Here is a 15,552-nt window from a genome sequence, read left to right as displayed (position 1 = left end):
GGCTCCCGCCCTGCTCGGCTGAGAGATTGGAAGAATACGCTGCCACCAACGCAACGAGCGCAGCCTGAGTAAACCTCAGACTGCGCTCATGTACCAGCCAGCCCTCATGGTTCAGCCGGCGCTCAATGGCCCGTGTGTCATCAGGGCGGCGCCCTGAGGGGCGACCAGACGCAGAGCGCCGGGAATCAGCTGGAATTCGCTGTTCTCGATCAGGTAGCTCTCGCCATCGAGATTCACCGGCAGCGACTCACCACGATAGTGCAGCGAGTCAGTGCGCACATACCGCACGAAATGGCCGTTGTCGGGAAGCGACTCCAGCTCCTCGATCACCTCACCCACCCGCGCGATGGGGAAGTCGCGGATCACCAGCACATCGAAGCAGCCATCATCGAGCAACGCCCGGGGCGCCAGCTCCTGCCCGCCGCCCGCCTGACGACCATTGCCGATCGCCAGCACGAACAACGCCAGCTCCTCTTCCACTCCGTTGAGGGTCACGCTGCCACGGTAAGGGCGGAAGTCCCACGCCTTGAGCACGCCCATCAGCGAATAGGCCCCGCCACCGAACAGCTTCTTGAGGCCACCGGGCGTCGAGCGCGTCACCTCGGCACCGAAGCCCGCCGAGGCCATGTTGAGGAAGTAGGCATCATCCAGCTGCACCACATCGACGGCTCGCACTTCCCCTTCACAGGCCAGCGCCAGCGATTCCGTCACCGGCTCGGGGATGCCGAGCGAGGTCGCCAGATCATTGGCGGTGCCCAACGGCAGAATCGCGACTTCCGGGCGCCTCGCGAGTGGATGCTGCATCAATGCATTGGCGATCAGGTTGAGGGTGCCATCACCGCCGCCAACGACCAGCCGCGTGACGCTTTCAGCGACTGCCTCGCTCACCAGTCTCGCGACGTCATCTCCCTCGAAGGTCAACCGCACTTCAAGCCCTGCCATACGCTCACGCTGAGCGAAGATGGCCTCACGCAGCTCAGGCTGCTGAGCCTTGTCCCCGTTGAGTATCACGCGCACACGCGCCGCTGATTCCATGGTGCCTCCTTGGCGACATGCGGATCGAGCAACAAGCATACTCTGGTCAGGGGCCTTCAATGAACCATCTCTGCCCTGCGGCCCGCCGCTGTCGCCAACCAGCGAATCCTTCATGCCTGTCCAGTCCCACCGGTCAGTGGCAACGGCCAGTCGCCCTGGGCAGTCATACCGGCCGGTCATACCGACTAGACGCCCGGCTGACGTCGCGCGCCCAACAGCAGCAACGGCAGCACCATCACCACACTGATCAGCAGCAGGCCCTGCTGAGGGGCGAGCGGCGTATTGAGCAATGCCGTTGCCACCACTGCCGAACCGCCAAGCTGGATACTGCCGAGCAGCGCCGCCGCGGTGCCGGCACGCTCGGCGAAGGCCTCCAGCGCCAGGCTTGACGCCGCACCAAGCGCCAGCGAGAAGCCGACTGACAGCACTGCCACCGGCACCATGAAGGCAGCAGCAGACAATGGCAGCCAGGCGAAGGCGGCACCCTGCATCAGGCCGGAGAGCAGGATGATCGCCAGTCCCAGACGCACGGTGGGCTGACGGCCGAGACGAGTGATCACGCGCGGTGCGAAAAAGAAGGTGATGATATTGATCACGGCATTGCCGCCGAACAGGGCACTAAAGACCAGCTCGGAGTGGCCGAGGCGCTCGACCAGCAGCTCGGAGGACGACGACACATACAGCAGGATGGCACTCATCGCGGCCATCGCGACCAGCGCCTGATACAGGAAGCGCCAGCTGGTCAGTACGGGGCGGTAGCGCGCCCAGTTGTACAGCGGACGCTCCACGACCGTCGTGGCAGGGCGCGTCTCGCCAAAGCTCTTCCACGCCATCAGGCCGACGCACAGCGCGAAGGCGGCCATGAACAGGAAGTTGGAGCGCCAGCCGAACTGCACCGCCAGCAGGCCGCCCAGCACCGGCGCCAGCGCCGGAATGATGCACAGCGCACCATTCAGATAGCTGTACATTCTGGCGCCCTGCTCCGGCGTGTAGCAGTCACGCACGGCCGCGAAGGCCACCGTCACTGTGGCGCATGCCCCCAGTCCCTGCAGGATACGCCCGAGATACAGCATGCTGATGTCCTGAGCCAGCACGGCGACCATCGCGCCGACGAGATAGACCGTCGCGCCACCCAACAGCGCCGGACGCCGCCCGTAGAGGTCCGTCAGCGGGCCGACCAGAATCTGCCCGACACCCACAGCGCCCAGAAACAGCGTCACCGTCATCTGCATCACATCGGTGGGCTGGGCGAATTCACGCGCCATCGCCGGCAATGAGGGCAGATAGATATCGATCGCCAGCGGCGAGAACATCACGCAGCCGACCAGCAGCAACAGCAATAGTCGTGCATTGGGCATGGGCCTTGCGGCAGCAGAGGAAGACACGGACATGGATAATCTCGAGAGTCAGAAGCCAAGGGCGGCCCGACAGAGGGGCCATCAAGAATCCGCAGAGCCTAGCGCCTGCGACTTATGAAGCAAAATGATATTATTTCAGGCCTGATATTCCACTGGAGAAACTCATGAGCGCGACAGCCCCGCAGACACCCGCAAGGCCGGTTGCCGCCCAGTCTCCAGCCGCGTCTTCACTGGCTGTGTCTTCGGGCTCAGCGCCAGCGTCCACGCCCTTCAACACGCCCTTCAACACGCGCATCGACCTCAATCTGCTGCAGGTGCTGCAGGTGCTGCTGGAAGAGTGCAGCGTGACGCGCGCGGCGGGCCGTCTTCACCTCTCGCAGTCTGCCGTCAGCAAGAGTCTGGCACGCCTGCGCGTCATGTTTGATGACGCCCTCTTCATTCGCGAACGCCACGGTCTGCGCCCCACTGCGCGTGCCCTGTCACTGCGCGGTGAGCTGGCCGAGCTGCTCTCGCGTCTCGAGAACCTGAGCGCCCCTGCCACCTTCACCCCCGCCACCAGCCAGCGGCGCTTTCAGCTGGCGGTACTGGAAAGTGCCTGGGCGACCCTGATGCCATCCTGCACGCGCGCACTGACCGATGCACTGCCGCATGGCAGCCTCGAGATCAGTCGCTGGCAGGCCGATTGCCTGAGCCTGATGGAAAAGGGCCAGCTGGATATCGGGCTTGCCGGACACGATCACAGCGCCGAGACCCCGGGCGAGCCGCCTGCCCTCCCCGCTGGCTTCCAATCGCGCCTGCTGTGGCGCGACGACCATGTGATTCTGGTACGGCGTGATCATCCGCTGACGCGGCGCCAGACACCGATGACGCTGAGCGAATTCGCGGCCTTGAGTCATGTGCAGGCCACCTGCGAGGGGCGCTCACGCTGGTCGCTGGATGAGCGGCTGGAGCAGCACGGCGCACCACGCCGCATCAGCGTGCTGGTTCCGGATTTCCGCGATGCCCTGAGCATCGTCGCGCACAGCGAGCTGGTATTCTGCGCCCCCAGAAGCTTTGCCCAGGCCAGCAGCGAGCTGCACGGGCTGGCGATCCTAGAGCTACCGATGCGCCTGCCCGCACTCAGCTACCGCTTGATCTGGCATGCCAGCCACGAGCAGGACCCCGGGCACCGCTGGTTGCGACAGTCTCTGCTGACGCACATCCGCAACGCGCATGGGGAAGACGCCGAGGCCGCTGAGCTCTAGAATGGCGCCATTGTGAATTCGCCACCCGCGCTGCGGCACTGGCGTCGATACCCGCACGTCCCATGAGGTTCTGCCATGCGCTCCATCATCCGCCTGTTCTTCCGCACCCTGCGTCTGGTGCTGGCTCCCTTCATGCTGCTCAGCGAGAAGCTGACCCGCGGCAGCGCGCTCGAGCGTAGCCCCGCCCAGCAGGCCGAGGTGGACGCCGAGACGGCCAAGCTGGCGCTATATCAGTTCTCGACCTGCCCGTTCTGCATCAAGGTGCGCAAACGCATGCATCAGCTGAACCTGAACGTCGAGCAGCGCGATACCCAGCACAACGCCACTCACCGCCAGGCCCTCGAACAGGGCGGCGGCCGCGTCAAGGTACCGTGCCTGCTGATCACACATGACGATGGTCGCGAAGAGTGGATGTACGAATCCGACACCATCAATGCCTACCTGCAGGAGCGCTTCGGTAGCGCCGCCTGACAGGATAACGGCTAATACGATTCAGACCGCATGAGGCCGCTCATGGGAGCGGCCTCTTGCGGTCTGGTGAGCGCGATCACGCGCGCTTGGGTGTCTCTCTTCTGCTTACCGTCTTGCCCACCTTTTGCCTCTCATCAGGCCAGCGTCTGCGAGACGGATGCCCGGTTGCGGCGAGTCGCCTGGCGCATCCGATCCATCGCCCACACCATCGCCAGCGTCAGCGCGACGGCCCCCAGGGTATGCGCCAGCGCCAGATCCAGCGGCAACCACCACAGCACATTGGCGATCCCCAGGCCTGCCTGCACCAGCCAACACGCTAGCGCCCAGCGCCAGGGGTTGTCAGGGGCTGCCGTCCGCGCCGACAAGTGGCGGCGCTGGCGCCAATACAGCGCCAACAGCACCGCCCCCAGCAGCACGGCCCCGCCACGGTGCGCCATGTGGATGGCCGTGCGCGCCTCACCATGCAGCTGCCCGTGCAGATAGCTGGGGCCGACATCCTGGGTCAGGTGGAAGCCCTCTCCCCAGTCCATCGCCGGCCATGCGGCACCATTGCAGGTCGGGAAACCTTCACAGGCAAGTCCGGCATAATTGCTCGAGGTCCAGCCCCCCAGGGCCAGCTGCCCCAGCAGCAGAGCCGCAGCCAGAGCGGCCAGCCAAGGCTGACGCCGGATGCCAGGTGCATCAGCTCCCGCCTTGTGTCGCTCAGCCGTCACCGTGAGGTGCGCCGCCCGCCGTCTGAGTGATAGCCACAGCAACAGCAGCAGGCTCAATACGCTCAGACCGCCCAGCAGATGCAGCGTCACCACCTGCGGCCACAGCTTCAGCGTCACGGTAAAGGCCCCGAACGCGCCCTGAACCAACAGCATGCCCAACAACAGCCAGCAGCCGGCCAAGGGAAAACGAGTGCGCGCCTGTGCTCCCCAGCGGTTCGCCGTCGCTAACGCGACGCTGCCATTTCTCAAGGCTTGCCACTGACGAGTCTCCCGACGGCGTATCCGCCAGCCCAGTGCGAGCAATGCCATTGCCGCAAGCCCGAGCAGGCTCGCCGCATAACGATGGATCATCTCCGCCCACGCCTTGTAGCCTTCAAGCGGATGATGCGGGCTGTGCAGACTCGCGGTCCGGGCATCCGGCACGACCAGAGCGCCATAACAGCCCGGCCAGTCGGGGCACCCCAGACCGGCATCCACCAGCCGCGTCCAGGCTCCCAGTCCGATCACCAGAATAACCAGGCCCAGCATGCTGGCGACCAGACGCTGACTGCTGCGCCACAGGCGTACCATTACCTGCAGATCAGCGACCTGTCGGGCGGAAGGGCCATTCACCAGGTCAGGCGTCAGCCCAGACGTCAGACCAGACGTCGCCATCGAGAAGGCCGGTGCAGCTGAGGCTTCATCCGTGGTGGCGTGACGCAGAAATGGCGGGCGGGGCAGCAACGCCGCCCCGCGTTGGCGGGCCCGCGAGACGGCGCAGGCCCGCGGTGGATAGCGCTTCTGCATGGCGAGGCGAGACATGGCATATCTCCCTGGTGAAGCGAAAGAAGAGCACGCGCGGCCTGGTGAGGTGCGGCTTAGCGAGGCCCGACCTAGCGAGGCGCGACCGGATTACGCTTGAGCAGCCGGCGCACATCCTTCATCACGGCCTGCGGCATGATTTCGGGCCCATAGGCGACCACGACCTGCCCGTGAGGGTCGATCAGGCGCAATTGGTGCGGCGCGGAAGTGGCGTCGTTCGGTGCCGGCCAGCGCCCGAGCGCGCGTTGCTCGCCCGGCACCTGGGGGTGCACAAAGGCCTTTTCAGCCACCACCAGGCGGCCCAGGCGTGGCGCCTCCTTGCCAAGCGCGCGATGCAGGCGCCACCAGCGCTCGGCCTGCGCCGCAGCCAGCTGCGGCTGGTTCGGCTCCGGCCAGCTGAGCCAGAAACGCTGCTCATCCGCGCCTCTGGCGGCCAGCGGCGGCATGCCGGGGGCCTCCTTCGCGCTAACAGCGCCGTCAGTCGCGTTTCCTGTGGCATTTCCGGTGACGTTGTCAGTGGCGTTCTCTGTCACGAGGTAGTCGAGCGACCAGTCCGTGAGCGGCTTGACCTTTGGCAACAGGGCACCGTTTGCCACCCGTCCTTCGGGAATCCCGACCTGTGCGCTCAGCATGGCCCACGCCAAGGGCAGCGGGGCGGACAACAGCCCCAGCAAGGCCACGAGTTTCAGACGCTGTCGCATCACGTGTGTCATCGCTCTCCTCCTGACGACGGCTTCCCTGCTTGCCCGGGCGTGCGGACAACAGACCCAAGACACAGACACCAGACGCTAGGCCTGGCGCTGACGCAGCGCGGACTGACGTTGACGGCGCGCGCCCAGAATCATGACCACCGCCGCCCCCAGGCTGAGCCCCAGCCACTGCAGCGCATAGGCGTAATGGCGCTCGGGCGTCATGTTGCTCGGCTGCCACCAGGGCAGGAATCGCCCCTCCCCGCCGGTCTGGTGCAGGACACCCGCAAAGGCCGGTGTGCCCAGCGCCTGCCAGGCGCTCAGATCGACCTGCTGCAGGCGCTGCCCCTCGCGATTGGGGCCGAACAATGGGCCACCGCTATTGCCCTGACCGTTCAGCCACTGCCAGCGACCACTGATCACCCCGGGGCCTGTCGGGGTCGTGAACTCCGGGTCGCTGCGGGGTGCCGGCGATGCCACGAAGCCGCGCTCCACCAGCCACCAGCGTCCATCCAGCGTTCGGAAGGGTGTAAGCACCGCCACGCCATGGCGCTTGTCCAGCGTGCGGTTGTCCAGCAACAGGCTGTGCTCCGCGAGCCACTCGCCGCGCAGCTCGATCAGGCTGGCACTGGCGGGTGGCGCCGTCGGCATCACCAACTCCGGCGCGCTGGCGGTATCCTCCAGATGCTGGGCACGCGCCTGGCCACGCATCACCTGCCAGCTGCACAGACACAGGCCGAGCACGATCAGGCATCCCCAGAACAGCCACCAGCCGCGCCCGACCTGACGCTCCTGCGTCGTCGCCGTTGAAGACGCCTGCGCCGCTGGCACTGACTTGCGCTTGTCAGACAGATGAGCTCGACTGTCACAAGCGAGTGCCGCGCTCTGCTCGCCCGCCACTGTCTGCGCCCCGGGAGGTGACATGCTGCTCAAATCGCTGATCGCACTGGTCTTTATCGGCATGCTGGCAAGCCTGGTCGCCGGCGCCGGTTTTCTGCTGCGCGATGGCAGCCGCAGTCGACGCCTGCTGACCTCTCTCAAATGGCGGGTTGGCCTGGCAGTGTGTCTGGTGATTCTGCTGGTCATTGGCTTCTCCACCGGAATGCTGGACTGACATCACGCCGTGTGCTGTCAGAACACATAGACGAACAGGAACAGACCGATCCATACCGCATCGACGAAGTGCCAGTACCAGGCAGCCGCTTCGAAGGCGAAGTGACGTTCACTCGAGAAGTGGCCACGTACCACGCGCACCAGCATCACGATCAGAATCAGGGTGCCGATGGTGACGTGCAGACCATGAAAACCGGTCAGCAGGAAGAAGGTGCCGCCATAGACCCCCGCCTGCAGCGTCAGCCCCAGGTGGTGCCAGGCCTCGTAGTATTCGATGCCCTGCAGGGTCAGAAAGCACAGCCCCAGCACCACGGTGCCCGCCAGCCAGTTGCGCGCCGTGCGCCGAAACTCCATCTTCAGCGCTTCATGCGCCACCGTCAGGGTGACACTGGAACTGACCAGCAGCAGCGTATTGGCCAGCGGCAGCTGCCAGGGGGACAGCAGCTCTCTGGGCCCGGTGATGCTGGCATCCGGCGGCGTCATCAGGGGCCAGCTGGCGGTGAAGTCAGGCCATAGCAGCGCCGTCACCCCCTTGGCGCCCTCGCCATCGAGCCAGGGCAGCGCGAAGGTTCGCAGATAGAACAGCGCCCCGAAGAAGGCCGCGAAGAACATCAATTCCGAGAAGATGAACCAGGCCATGCCCCAGCGGAACGAGCGGTCCATCTGGTCATCGTAGAGGCCGCCCATCGACTCGCGCACCACATCCCGAAACCAGCCCGCCATCACCAGCACCACGGCCAGCAGGCCGATGCCTGACAGCCAGGCGGCGCTGCCGTGCACCATCCAGATTCCGGTCCCGATCATCATGCCGCCCACCGCCAGCACGCCGAAGATGGGCCAGGCACTGTGGGCCGGGACGTAATAGCTGCCACTGCTCATGTTTCACCTCCTGCAGATTGCTCTGCACCATCGTCCTCCGCGGATGACGGCGTCGTGACCGGGTAGAGCGTGTACGCCAGGGTCAGATCACGAATGCCCTCCGGAAGGTCAGGGTCGACCTGAAAGACCAGCGGCAGCTCGCGCCGCTCGCCTGCTGCCAGCGTCTGCTCCTGGAAGCAGAAGCACATGATCTTGCGCAGATGCAGTGAGCCCTCGGCAGGACTGACACTGGGGACCGCGCGGCCACGCACCGGATGATCAGCGTGATTGGTGAACACGAAGCGCGCGCTGTACTGGCCACCGGGATGAATGCGGAACTGCTCATCCAGCGCCTCGAGTGTCCACGGCAGACCTTGCCCCTGCTGGGTGATGAAGCGCACCGAGACCCAGCGGCTCTCGTCGATCTCCATGGCCACCGCGGCCCTGGCCTGACTGGCGGCCTTGCCATTGAGGCCGGTGAGGTTGCAGAAGACGTCATAGAGCGGCACCAGCGCGAAGGCGAAGCCCAGCATCGCGACCAGCGCCAGCAGCGTGCGCCGCACGGTGCGTGCCACCGCCTGCTGCTGTGCTGCGGGATCGCGTGAGGGCATGTCACTCTCCTGGCCGCTGTCCATCGTCAGCGGATGATCTGGCCATCACGGGTCTGCGGAGGAATCTCGAAGGTATGCAGCGGCGCCGGGCTTGGCACGCTCCACTCAAGATCCACCGCCCCTTCCCAGGCCTTGGCTGGCGCCCTGACACCGCCGCGCGCGCACTTGACGATCACGACCAGGAACAGCAGCTGCGAGATACCGAACAGGAAGGCGCCGATGCTGGACAGCATGTTGAAGTCGGCGAATTGCAGCGCGTAATCCGGAATGCGGCGCGGCATGCCGGCCAGCCCCGAGAAGTGCATCGGGAAGAAGGTCAGGTTGACGCCGATGACCGACAGCCAGAAATGCCACTTGGAGAGCCCCTCGTGGGGATAGAAGCCGGTCCACTTGGGTAGCCAGTAGTAGGCTCCGGCGAGAATCGCGAACAGCGCGCCGGGCACCAGAACGTAGTGGAAATGCGCCACCACGAAGTAGGTGTCGTGGTACTGGAAATCCGCCGGGGCGATGGCCAGCATCAACCCCGAGAAGCCGCCGATGGTGAACTGGACGATGAAGGCGATCGCAAACAGCATCGGGGGCTCGAAGCTCAAGGAGCCGCGGAACATGGTGGCGATCCAGTTGAAGACCTTCACCCCGGTCGGCACCGCGATCAGCATCGTCGTGTACATGAAGAACAGTTCCGCCACCAATGGCAGGCCGACGGCGAACATGTGATGTGCCCAGACCAGGAAGGACATGATCGCGATGGAGCCGGTGGCATAGACCATCGAGGCGTAGCCGAACAGCCGCTTGCGCGAGAAGGTCGGCACGATGGCGGACACGATGCCGAAGGCCGGCAGGATCATGATGTAGACCTCGGGATGCCCGAAGAACCAGAATAGATGCTGGAACAGCACCGGGTCGCCGCCACCGGCGGCATTGAAGTAGCTGGTGCCGAAATTGATGTCGAACAGCATCATGGTGATGGCGCCTGCCAGCACCGGCATCACCGCGATCAGCAGGAAGGCGGTGATCAACCAGGTCCAGACGAACAGCGGCATGTCCATCAGACGCATGCCCGGGGCACGCAGATTGAGTATGGTGGCGATGATGTTGATGGCGCCGAGAATCGAGCTGATGCCGGCAATATGCAGCGAGAAGATGAAGAAGCTGGTCGAGGGCGGCGCATAGGTGGTGGAAAGCGGCGCGTAGAAGGTCCAGCCGAAGTTGGGGCCGCCGCCCTCCATCAGCAGGGTGGAAAGGAGCAACAGGAAGGCGACTGGCAACAGCCAGAAGCTGAAGTTGTTGAGGCGCGGCAGCGCCATGTCGGGCGCGCCGATCTGCAGCGGAATCATCCAGTTGGCCAGCCCAGTGAAGGCCGGCATGATGGCCCCGAACACCATGATCAGCCCATGCATGGTGGTCATCTGGTTGAAGAACTCCGGCTGTACCATCTGCAGGCCGGGCTGGAACAGCTCGGTGCGGATCACCAGCGCCATGATGCCGCCGATGAACAGCATGCTCAGCGAGAAGATCAGATAGAGGGTGCCGATATCCTTGTGATTGGTGGTCAGCAGCCAGCGCAGCATGCCGCGCGGCGCACTGCCGTGACCCTCGCCCACATGAGCGCCGCCTGCGGTAGCCCCCTCGCTCTCGCTGGCCTGAAGTACCGCCTTGCGTGGCTGTTCACTGGCCATGACACGCCTCCTGAATGCGTCGCTTGCACGCTATTGAGACAGCTGTTCCTTGATGACGGCTGGCTGTACCAGCTCGCCGGTATCGTTGCCCCAGGCGTTGCGCTCATAGGTGATGACAGCCGCCAGCTCGACCGGACTCAGCACATCGGCGAAGGCCGCCATGGGCGTGCCCGCCTTGCCGTTGACCACGATATCGATGTGCGCCTGCATGTCCTGGGTGACGATGGCACTACCTACCAGTGAGGGGAACGCCGGCGGCATGCCCTGGCCGTCCGGCTGATGGCAGGAGGCGCAGATGGTGGCGTAGGTCTTCTCGCCCTTCTCCATCAATTCCGCGAGATTCCAGTCACGACCGGCATCATTGAGCGCGGCCTCGGCTTCGGCCTTGCGCGCGATCAGCCACTCGTCGAACTCGGCCTCCGGCAGCGCCTCGACCACCACCGGCATGAAGCCGTGGTCCTTGCCGCACAGCTCGGTGCACTGGCCACGATAGGTGCCGGGGGTCTCGATGCGCGTCCAGGCCTCATTGATGAAGCCGGGGATGGCGTCCTTCTTGACGCCGAAGTCCGGCACCCACCAGGAGTGGATGACGTCGGCGGAGGTGGTCAGGAAGCGCACCTTGCGATTGATGGGCAACACCAGCGGGTTGTCGACTTCCAGCAGGTAATGCTCGCCCTTGGCGGCGGTGTTGTTGATCTGCTCGCGCGGGGTCGCGAGGCTTGAGGTGAAGGCGACATCCTCGCCCAGATATTCGTACTGCCAGCGCCATTGATGGCCGGTGATCTTCACGTCCAGCGCCGACTCGGAGGCGTCGTACATGTCCTTGAGCGTGGCGGTGGCAGGCACCGCCATCACCACCAGGATCAGCAGCGGGATGGCGGTCCACAGAATCTCGATACGGGTATTTTCATGGAAGCTTGCCGATACCGCACCGCGTGACTTGCGATGCTTGATCATCGCGTAGCCCATCACCCCGAACACCACGATGCCGATGACCACACAGATCCAGAAGATGATCATGTGCAGCGAGTGGATCTCGCGGCTGACGGCCGTGACCCCGACCGGCATGTTGTATTCGACTGCCAGCACCGAAGGGGAAAGGGCTGTCAGTGACAAGGTCGTCAGTGACAGGGTCATCAGTGACAGGGGCGTCACTGTACGCCGCAAGCGCAGACGCATTGGCCTGGTGACACGGGAAAGGCATTCCGCGATCCATGACATCGGCGCCTCCTTGTCATTGTTATCGAGAGCCTCACCCAGATGACGGCGCTGAACGGCTCCCTGTGCTCCGACTTGCTTCGAGTATAGAAGAGCCTGACGGAACACAAGGTCGCGCGGATCAACCCACTGATACTCCTTGGTCGCAAGGCAGAGCGAGCCAAAAACGGCTACCCCGCGCGTGATACCGCCGGAACACGAGGCAGTGGCGCGCTTCTGCGTTCAGTCCACGCAGGAAGGCGGCGATTCAGGAATATCCTGCAGGTTTGCTGGCGACATGACGGTGTGCGTCGGGGCGACCAATGGCGAAGTTATATGCACATTTATCGATGTTAGCGTCACGCCGATCTGCACCAGCGTGTTGAAAGCCCTCCGGCATGTGACCAGACACCTGACATACGCCAGCACGCCCTACTCAATCCATCACCACGCCACTCGGAATCTGCCATGAACGCCATCTGGCTTGCCCTGTTCGGTTGCGTTGCCTTCGCCATCGGCTATCGCTTCTACTCCCGCTTTCTGGCCGAACGCATCTTCCGCCTCGACCCGAATTTCGTGACGCCAGCCCATGCGCTGCGCGATGACACCGACTACCTGCCGACCAATCGCTGGGTACTGTGGGGGCACCACTTCACCTCGGTCGCTGGTGCGGCGCCCATCGTCGGGCCGGCCATCGCGGTCTACTGGGGCTGGCTTCCGGCGGTGCTGTGGGTCGTGCTGGGCAGTCTGTTCGCGGCCGGCGTGCATGATTTCGGCACCTTGACGCTGTCGGCGCGCCATCGCGGCCAGTCCGTCGGCACCCTGGCGGACAAGCTGATCGGCAAGCGCGCCAAATTGCTGTTCCTGTTCATCATCCTGATTCTGGTCTTGATGCTGAACGCGGTGTTCGCCTGGGTGATCGCCAACCTGTTCATCAACTTCCCGGCCAGCGTGCTGTCGGTGCTGATCCAGATCCCGCTGGCGGTATGGATCGGCCATCGCGTCTATCGTCGCGGCGGCAAGATGCTGATTCCTTCGATACTGGCCTTGATCGTGATGTACGCCGCCGCGCTGCTGGCGGGCCAGTTCGAGTTCCTGCAGATCGACCTGGCAGGTACCTTCACCGCCATGGCCGGTGGTGAGGATGGCACGCTGCTGTTCGGCCTTTCGCCCATCGCCAGCGCCTTCCTGGTGTGGATCATCGCACTGATGGCCTATGTCTATGTCGCCTCGGTGCTGCCGGTCTGGAAGCTGCTGCAGCCACGCGACACCATCAACTCTCACCAGCTGGTGGTCGGACTGGTGCTGCTGTACCTGGGGCTGGCCGTGGGCGGTCCACACCTCACGGCGCCGGCATTCAATGCCGATGCCGAGATGTCGTTCTATCCATTGCTGTTCATCACCATCGCCTGTGGTGCGATTTCCGGCTTCCATGGTCTGGTCGCCTCCGGCACCACCTCCAAGCAGCTGTCGCATGAACCGGATGCGCGCCTGATCGGTTACTCCGGTGCACTGGGCGAAGGCATGCTGGCGCTGATCTCCATCATCGCGGTGGCCACCCTGTTCGGTAGCCAGGCCGACTTCAGCGCAACCTATTCAAGCTTCGCCGCCGCCGGCGCCAATGGGCTTTCGAGCTTCGTTCAGGGCTCCGGTCAGTTGATCTCGCACCTCGGTCTGCCTGCCAACATCGGCAGCACCCTGGTCGCGGTCATCGTGGTCAGCTTCGCGGCGACCACACTGGACTCCGCCGTACGCCTGATGCGCTACATCATCGCGGAGCTGGGCAGCGAATACGGCATGCCGGCACTCAGCCACAAGCACGTCGCCACCAGCATCGCCGTCATCGCCAGTGCAGCACTGGTCATCCTGCCGCAGGGGCCCAAGGGCTTCGGTTCCGGTGGCTACCTGCTGTGGCCGCTGTTCGGTACCAGCAACCAGCTGCTGGCGGGTATCTCGCTGATGCTGGTGTCGGTATGGCTCAAGCGTCAGGGACGCCCTGTCATCTATACCCTGGCCCCGATGGTCTTCCTGATGATCATGACACTGTGGGCGATGGTGCAGCAGGTGGTGCTGGATTGGTCGGGCATGGGCAGCAACGACCCGCAATGGCTGCTGTTCACCTTCGGCAGCCTGATCATGGTGTTCGCGCTGTGGATCCTGCTCGAGGCCAGCCGCAGCCTGACGTCTCCCGCCCGGGTGAGCGCTCATGAGAGCTGATGACGACTCCCGGCTGGCGTCATCACCCCGCCAGCCGGGTCTGACAAGGCGCCTGCTGACAGGCGCCCTTCAGCTGCGGGATGGCTGGGAGGCCATGCTGCGCGTCAACCAGCAGCGCGACCTGGCGCAGCTTGCCCGTGAGGAGGAGGACATCTTCATGATGATGAGCTTTGCGGAGCTGATGGGCATCCCCAATCCGGCGCCTGCCGTCTCGCTGGAGATGCTGCCGTTGATGCTGGAACGCATGCATGACTGGCACCTGCGTCAGGGGCTCGAGCATTCACCGTTGGAAGGGATCAAATGCTGCTGAACTGGCTCAGGCGGTGTCGCCGACAGGATGGTGCCCGCCGCACGCATGCAGCCGAAGGCCGCTCCGACCCCGGCAGGGCGCATGTTACGCAAGAGGAAGGCGCCATCCCCCGCCCCGAGATCTGGTTCTTCGGTGGCAAGGGCGGTGTCGGCAAGACCAGCTGCGCGGCGGCGCAGGCATTGGCGCTGGCAGAGAAAGGCGAGCCGACCCTGCTGGTGTCGACGGACCCGGCGCACAATCTGGGCGATCTGTTCGGGGACCTGGGAGGCAGGCCGCGCGCCATCGCGGCCTGCCTGGATGTGATGGAGCTGGACCCCGAACAGGAGTGCGAGCGCTATCTCGAGGAGGTACGCCAGCGGATCGCCCCCCTGGTAAGTGGCGAGCGCAGCGCCACGGTGATGCGCCAGCTGGCACTCGCGCGCCATGCGCCGGGCACCAGTGAAGCGGCACTCTTCGATGCGCTGGTCGAGATCATCCTTACCCCGCCTGCCCCACTGACATCGGACAGCTCATCGTATCGACACATCCTGTTCGATACGGCTCCCAGCGGGCATACCATCCGACTGCTGAGCTTGCCGGAGGTGCTGGGCGGCTGGCTGGAAGGCATGCTGGGCCAGCGCCGGCGAGCCGTCGCGGAGCGCAGCCTGTGGCTGGACAGTCAGCAGACAGCCACCGCCAGCAAGCCCGGATCTTCTGCCCCCGAAGACCCGATCAGCGAGGCGCTGGAGCAACGTCGTACCCGCTACAAAGCGCTGCGTCGGTGCCTGACGGATGCCAGCCGGGCGCGCGTCATTCTGGTCAGTACGCCAGAGAAGCTGCCGTGCCTGGAGACAACTCGAACACGAGACGCGCTGGAAGCACATGGTCTGGCCGTCGGCGGTCTGATCATCAATCAGTGCCTGCCGGACGCCTCGTCAGAGGTGTCGGGCGCAAGCTCGCCCTCCTCCGGGGAAGCACAGGCTGACTGGGTCGCGAGCTGGAGAGAACAGCAGCAACACTGGGCCGCCAGACTGGAGGAGGCCTTCGCTGATCGCCCCTGCCTGCGCCTGTCACGTCAGTCACGCCTGCCGGAAGACAGGGAGAGCCTCGCCCCCCTGATCACGGCACTCTCGACGTTCCGGCCGTGGCGCCACGCCAGCTCATGCTGTCAAGCCAGGTCTCCCCATCCCACGACGTGCACTTCGGCACATCACCCGCAGCACCAGAGGTGAATCATCTCCGCCTCTGCTCACCCTCAGGGCTGGACCGTCCCCATC

At 64.7% G+C, this 15,552-nt stretch carries 15 protein-coding genes; 6 read left to right on the top strand and 9 right to left on the bottom strand.

What is annotated here, in order from left to right; genetic code table 11:
• Window positions 1–111: 111 nt before the first annotated feature.
• Together yegS and F8A90_RS04815 are read right to left on the bottom strand one after the other, a co-directional pair.
• Window positions 112–1,035, bottom strand: coding sequence for a lipid kinase YegS (yegS, locus tag F8A90_RS04820; RefSeq protein ID WP_200019230.1), 924 nt, complete (start codon window positions 1,033–1,035; stop codon window positions 112–114).
• A gap of 185 nt (window positions 1,036–1,220) precedes the next feature.
• Window positions 1,221–2,426 (bottom strand): multidrug effflux MFS transporter, encoded by a 1,206-nt coding sequence (locus F8A90_RS04815; protein WP_225347735.1) that lies wholly within the window; start codon window positions 2,424–2,426, stop codon window positions 1,221–1,223.
• Window positions 2,427–2,557: 131 nt separating this feature from the next.
• Here F8A90_RS04815 and F8A90_RS04810 point away from each other — a divergent pair, with 131 nt between their 5' ends.
• Together F8A90_RS04810 and F8A90_RS04805 are read left to right on the top strand one after the other, a co-directional pair.
• Complete coding sequence (locus F8A90_RS04810) at window positions 2,558–3,637, top strand: LysR family transcriptional regulator (protein ID WP_200019229.1); 1,080 nt, start codon at window positions 2,558–2,560, stop codon at window positions 3,635–3,637.
• 75 nt (window positions 3,638–3,712) lie between these two features.
• Window positions 3,713–4,108 carry a glutaredoxin family protein gene (locus F8A90_RS04805; RefSeq protein WP_043337063.1) on the top strand — a complete coding sequence of 132 codons (396 nt, stop codon included), beginning with the start codon at window positions 3,713–3,715 and terminating at the stop codon, window positions 4,106–4,108.
• Window positions 4,109–4,242: 134 nt separating this feature from the next.
• On the opposite strand, the gene F8A90_RS04800 is transcribed toward F8A90_RS04805, so the two are convergent.
• The 3 genes from F8A90_RS04800 to F8A90_RS04790 form a co-directional block, all read right to left on the bottom strand.
• Entirely contained in the window at window positions 4,243–5,391 is a 1,149-nt protein-coding gene (locus F8A90_RS04800) for a COX15/CtaA family protein (RefSeq protein ID WP_200019882.1), read from the bottom strand.
• A 302-nt stretch (window positions 5,392–5,693) separates the two neighbouring features.
• Entirely contained in the window at window positions 5,694–6,335 is a 642-nt protein-coding gene (locus F8A90_RS04795; RefSeq protein WP_200019228.1) for a hypothetical protein, read from the bottom strand.
• A 75-nt stretch (window positions 6,336–6,410) separates the two neighbouring features.
• Window positions 6,411–7,235, bottom strand: a complete 825-nt coding sequence (locus F8A90_RS04790; RefSeq protein WP_200019227.1) for an SURF1 family protein — start codon at window positions 7,233–7,235, stop codon at window positions 6,411–6,413.
• Here F8A90_RS04790 and F8A90_RS04785 point away from each other — a divergent pair.
• Window positions 7,234–7,425, top strand: coding sequence for a DUF2909 domain-containing protein (locus F8A90_RS04785; RefSeq protein WP_043337068.1), 192 nt, complete (start codon window positions 7,234–7,236; stop codon window positions 7,423–7,425). The two genes, F8A90_RS04790 and F8A90_RS04785, sit on opposite strands and share 2 nt — an antisense overlap.
• Window positions 7,426–7,442: 17 nt before the next feature.
• Here the strand turns inward: F8A90_RS04785 and F8A90_RS04780 are convergent, their stop codons facing one another.
• Genes F8A90_RS04780 through coxB form a run of 4 tightly spaced genes read right to left on the bottom strand, consistent with a single transcriptional unit; the run spans window position 7,443 to window position 11,709 of the window.
• Window positions 7,443–8,303, bottom strand: coding sequence for a cytochrome c oxidase subunit 3 (locus F8A90_RS04780; protein ID WP_200019226.1), 861 nt, complete (start codon window positions 8,301–8,303; stop codon window positions 7,443–7,445).
• A complete protein-coding gene (locus tag F8A90_RS04775) occupies window positions 8,300–8,893 on the bottom strand; it encodes a cytochrome c oxidase assembly protein (protein WP_200019225.1) in 594 nt (197 codons plus the stop codon). The genes F8A90_RS04780 and F8A90_RS04775 overlap by 4 nt, the downstream gene beginning before the upstream one ends.
• A gap of 26 nt (window positions 8,894–8,919) precedes the next feature.
• The gene (gene ctaD, locus F8A90_RS04770; RefSeq protein ID WP_166019330.1) at window positions 8,920–10,572 is read right to left on the bottom strand and encodes a cytochrome c oxidase subunit I; all 1,653 of its coding nucleotides are present in this window, start codon (window positions 10,570–10,572) and stop codon (window positions 8,920–8,922) included.
• A gap of 30 nt (window positions 10,573–10,602) precedes the next feature.
• Window positions 10,603–11,709: a cytochrome c oxidase subunit II gene (gene coxB / locus F8A90_RS04765; protein WP_233593631.1), complete on the bottom strand. Its 1,107-nt coding sequence runs from the start codon at window positions 11,707–11,709 to the stop codon at window positions 10,603–10,605.
• A 528-nt stretch (window positions 11,710–12,237) separates the two neighbouring features.
• Between coxB and F8A90_RS04760 the strand changes: the two genes are divergently transcribed.
• The 3 genes from F8A90_RS04760 to F8A90_RS04750 are packed head-to-tail and all read left to right on the top strand — an operon-like array spanning window position 12,238 to window position 15,507.
• Window positions 12,238–13,986 (top strand): carbon starvation CstA family protein, encoded by a 1,749-nt coding sequence (locus tag F8A90_RS04760; protein ID WP_200019224.1) that lies wholly within the window; start codon window positions 12,238–12,240, stop codon window positions 13,984–13,986.
• Entirely contained in the window at window positions 13,976–14,296 is a 321-nt protein-coding gene (locus tag F8A90_RS04755) for a cory-CC-star protein (RefSeq protein WP_200019223.1), read from the top strand. Before F8A90_RS04760 ends, F8A90_RS04755 begins: the two co-directional genes overlap by 11 nt.
• Window positions 14,287–15,507, top strand: coding sequence for an ArsA family ATPase (locus F8A90_RS04750; protein WP_200019222.1), 1,221 nt, complete (start codon window positions 14,287–14,289; stop codon window positions 15,505–15,507). Before F8A90_RS04755 ends, F8A90_RS04750 begins: the two co-directional genes overlap by 10 nt.
• The last annotated feature ends 45 nt before the right edge of the window (window positions 15,508–15,552 follow it).

It is taken from the genome of Cobetia sp. cqz5-12 (assembly GCF_016495405.1).
In the GTDB taxonomy this organism is placed as follows: domain Bacteria; phylum Pseudomonadota; class Gammaproteobacteria; order Pseudomonadales; family Halomonadaceae; genus Cobetia.
Note: the sequence above shows the minus strand (reverse complement) of the source record. Positions and strands in the feature narration are given on the sequence as shown.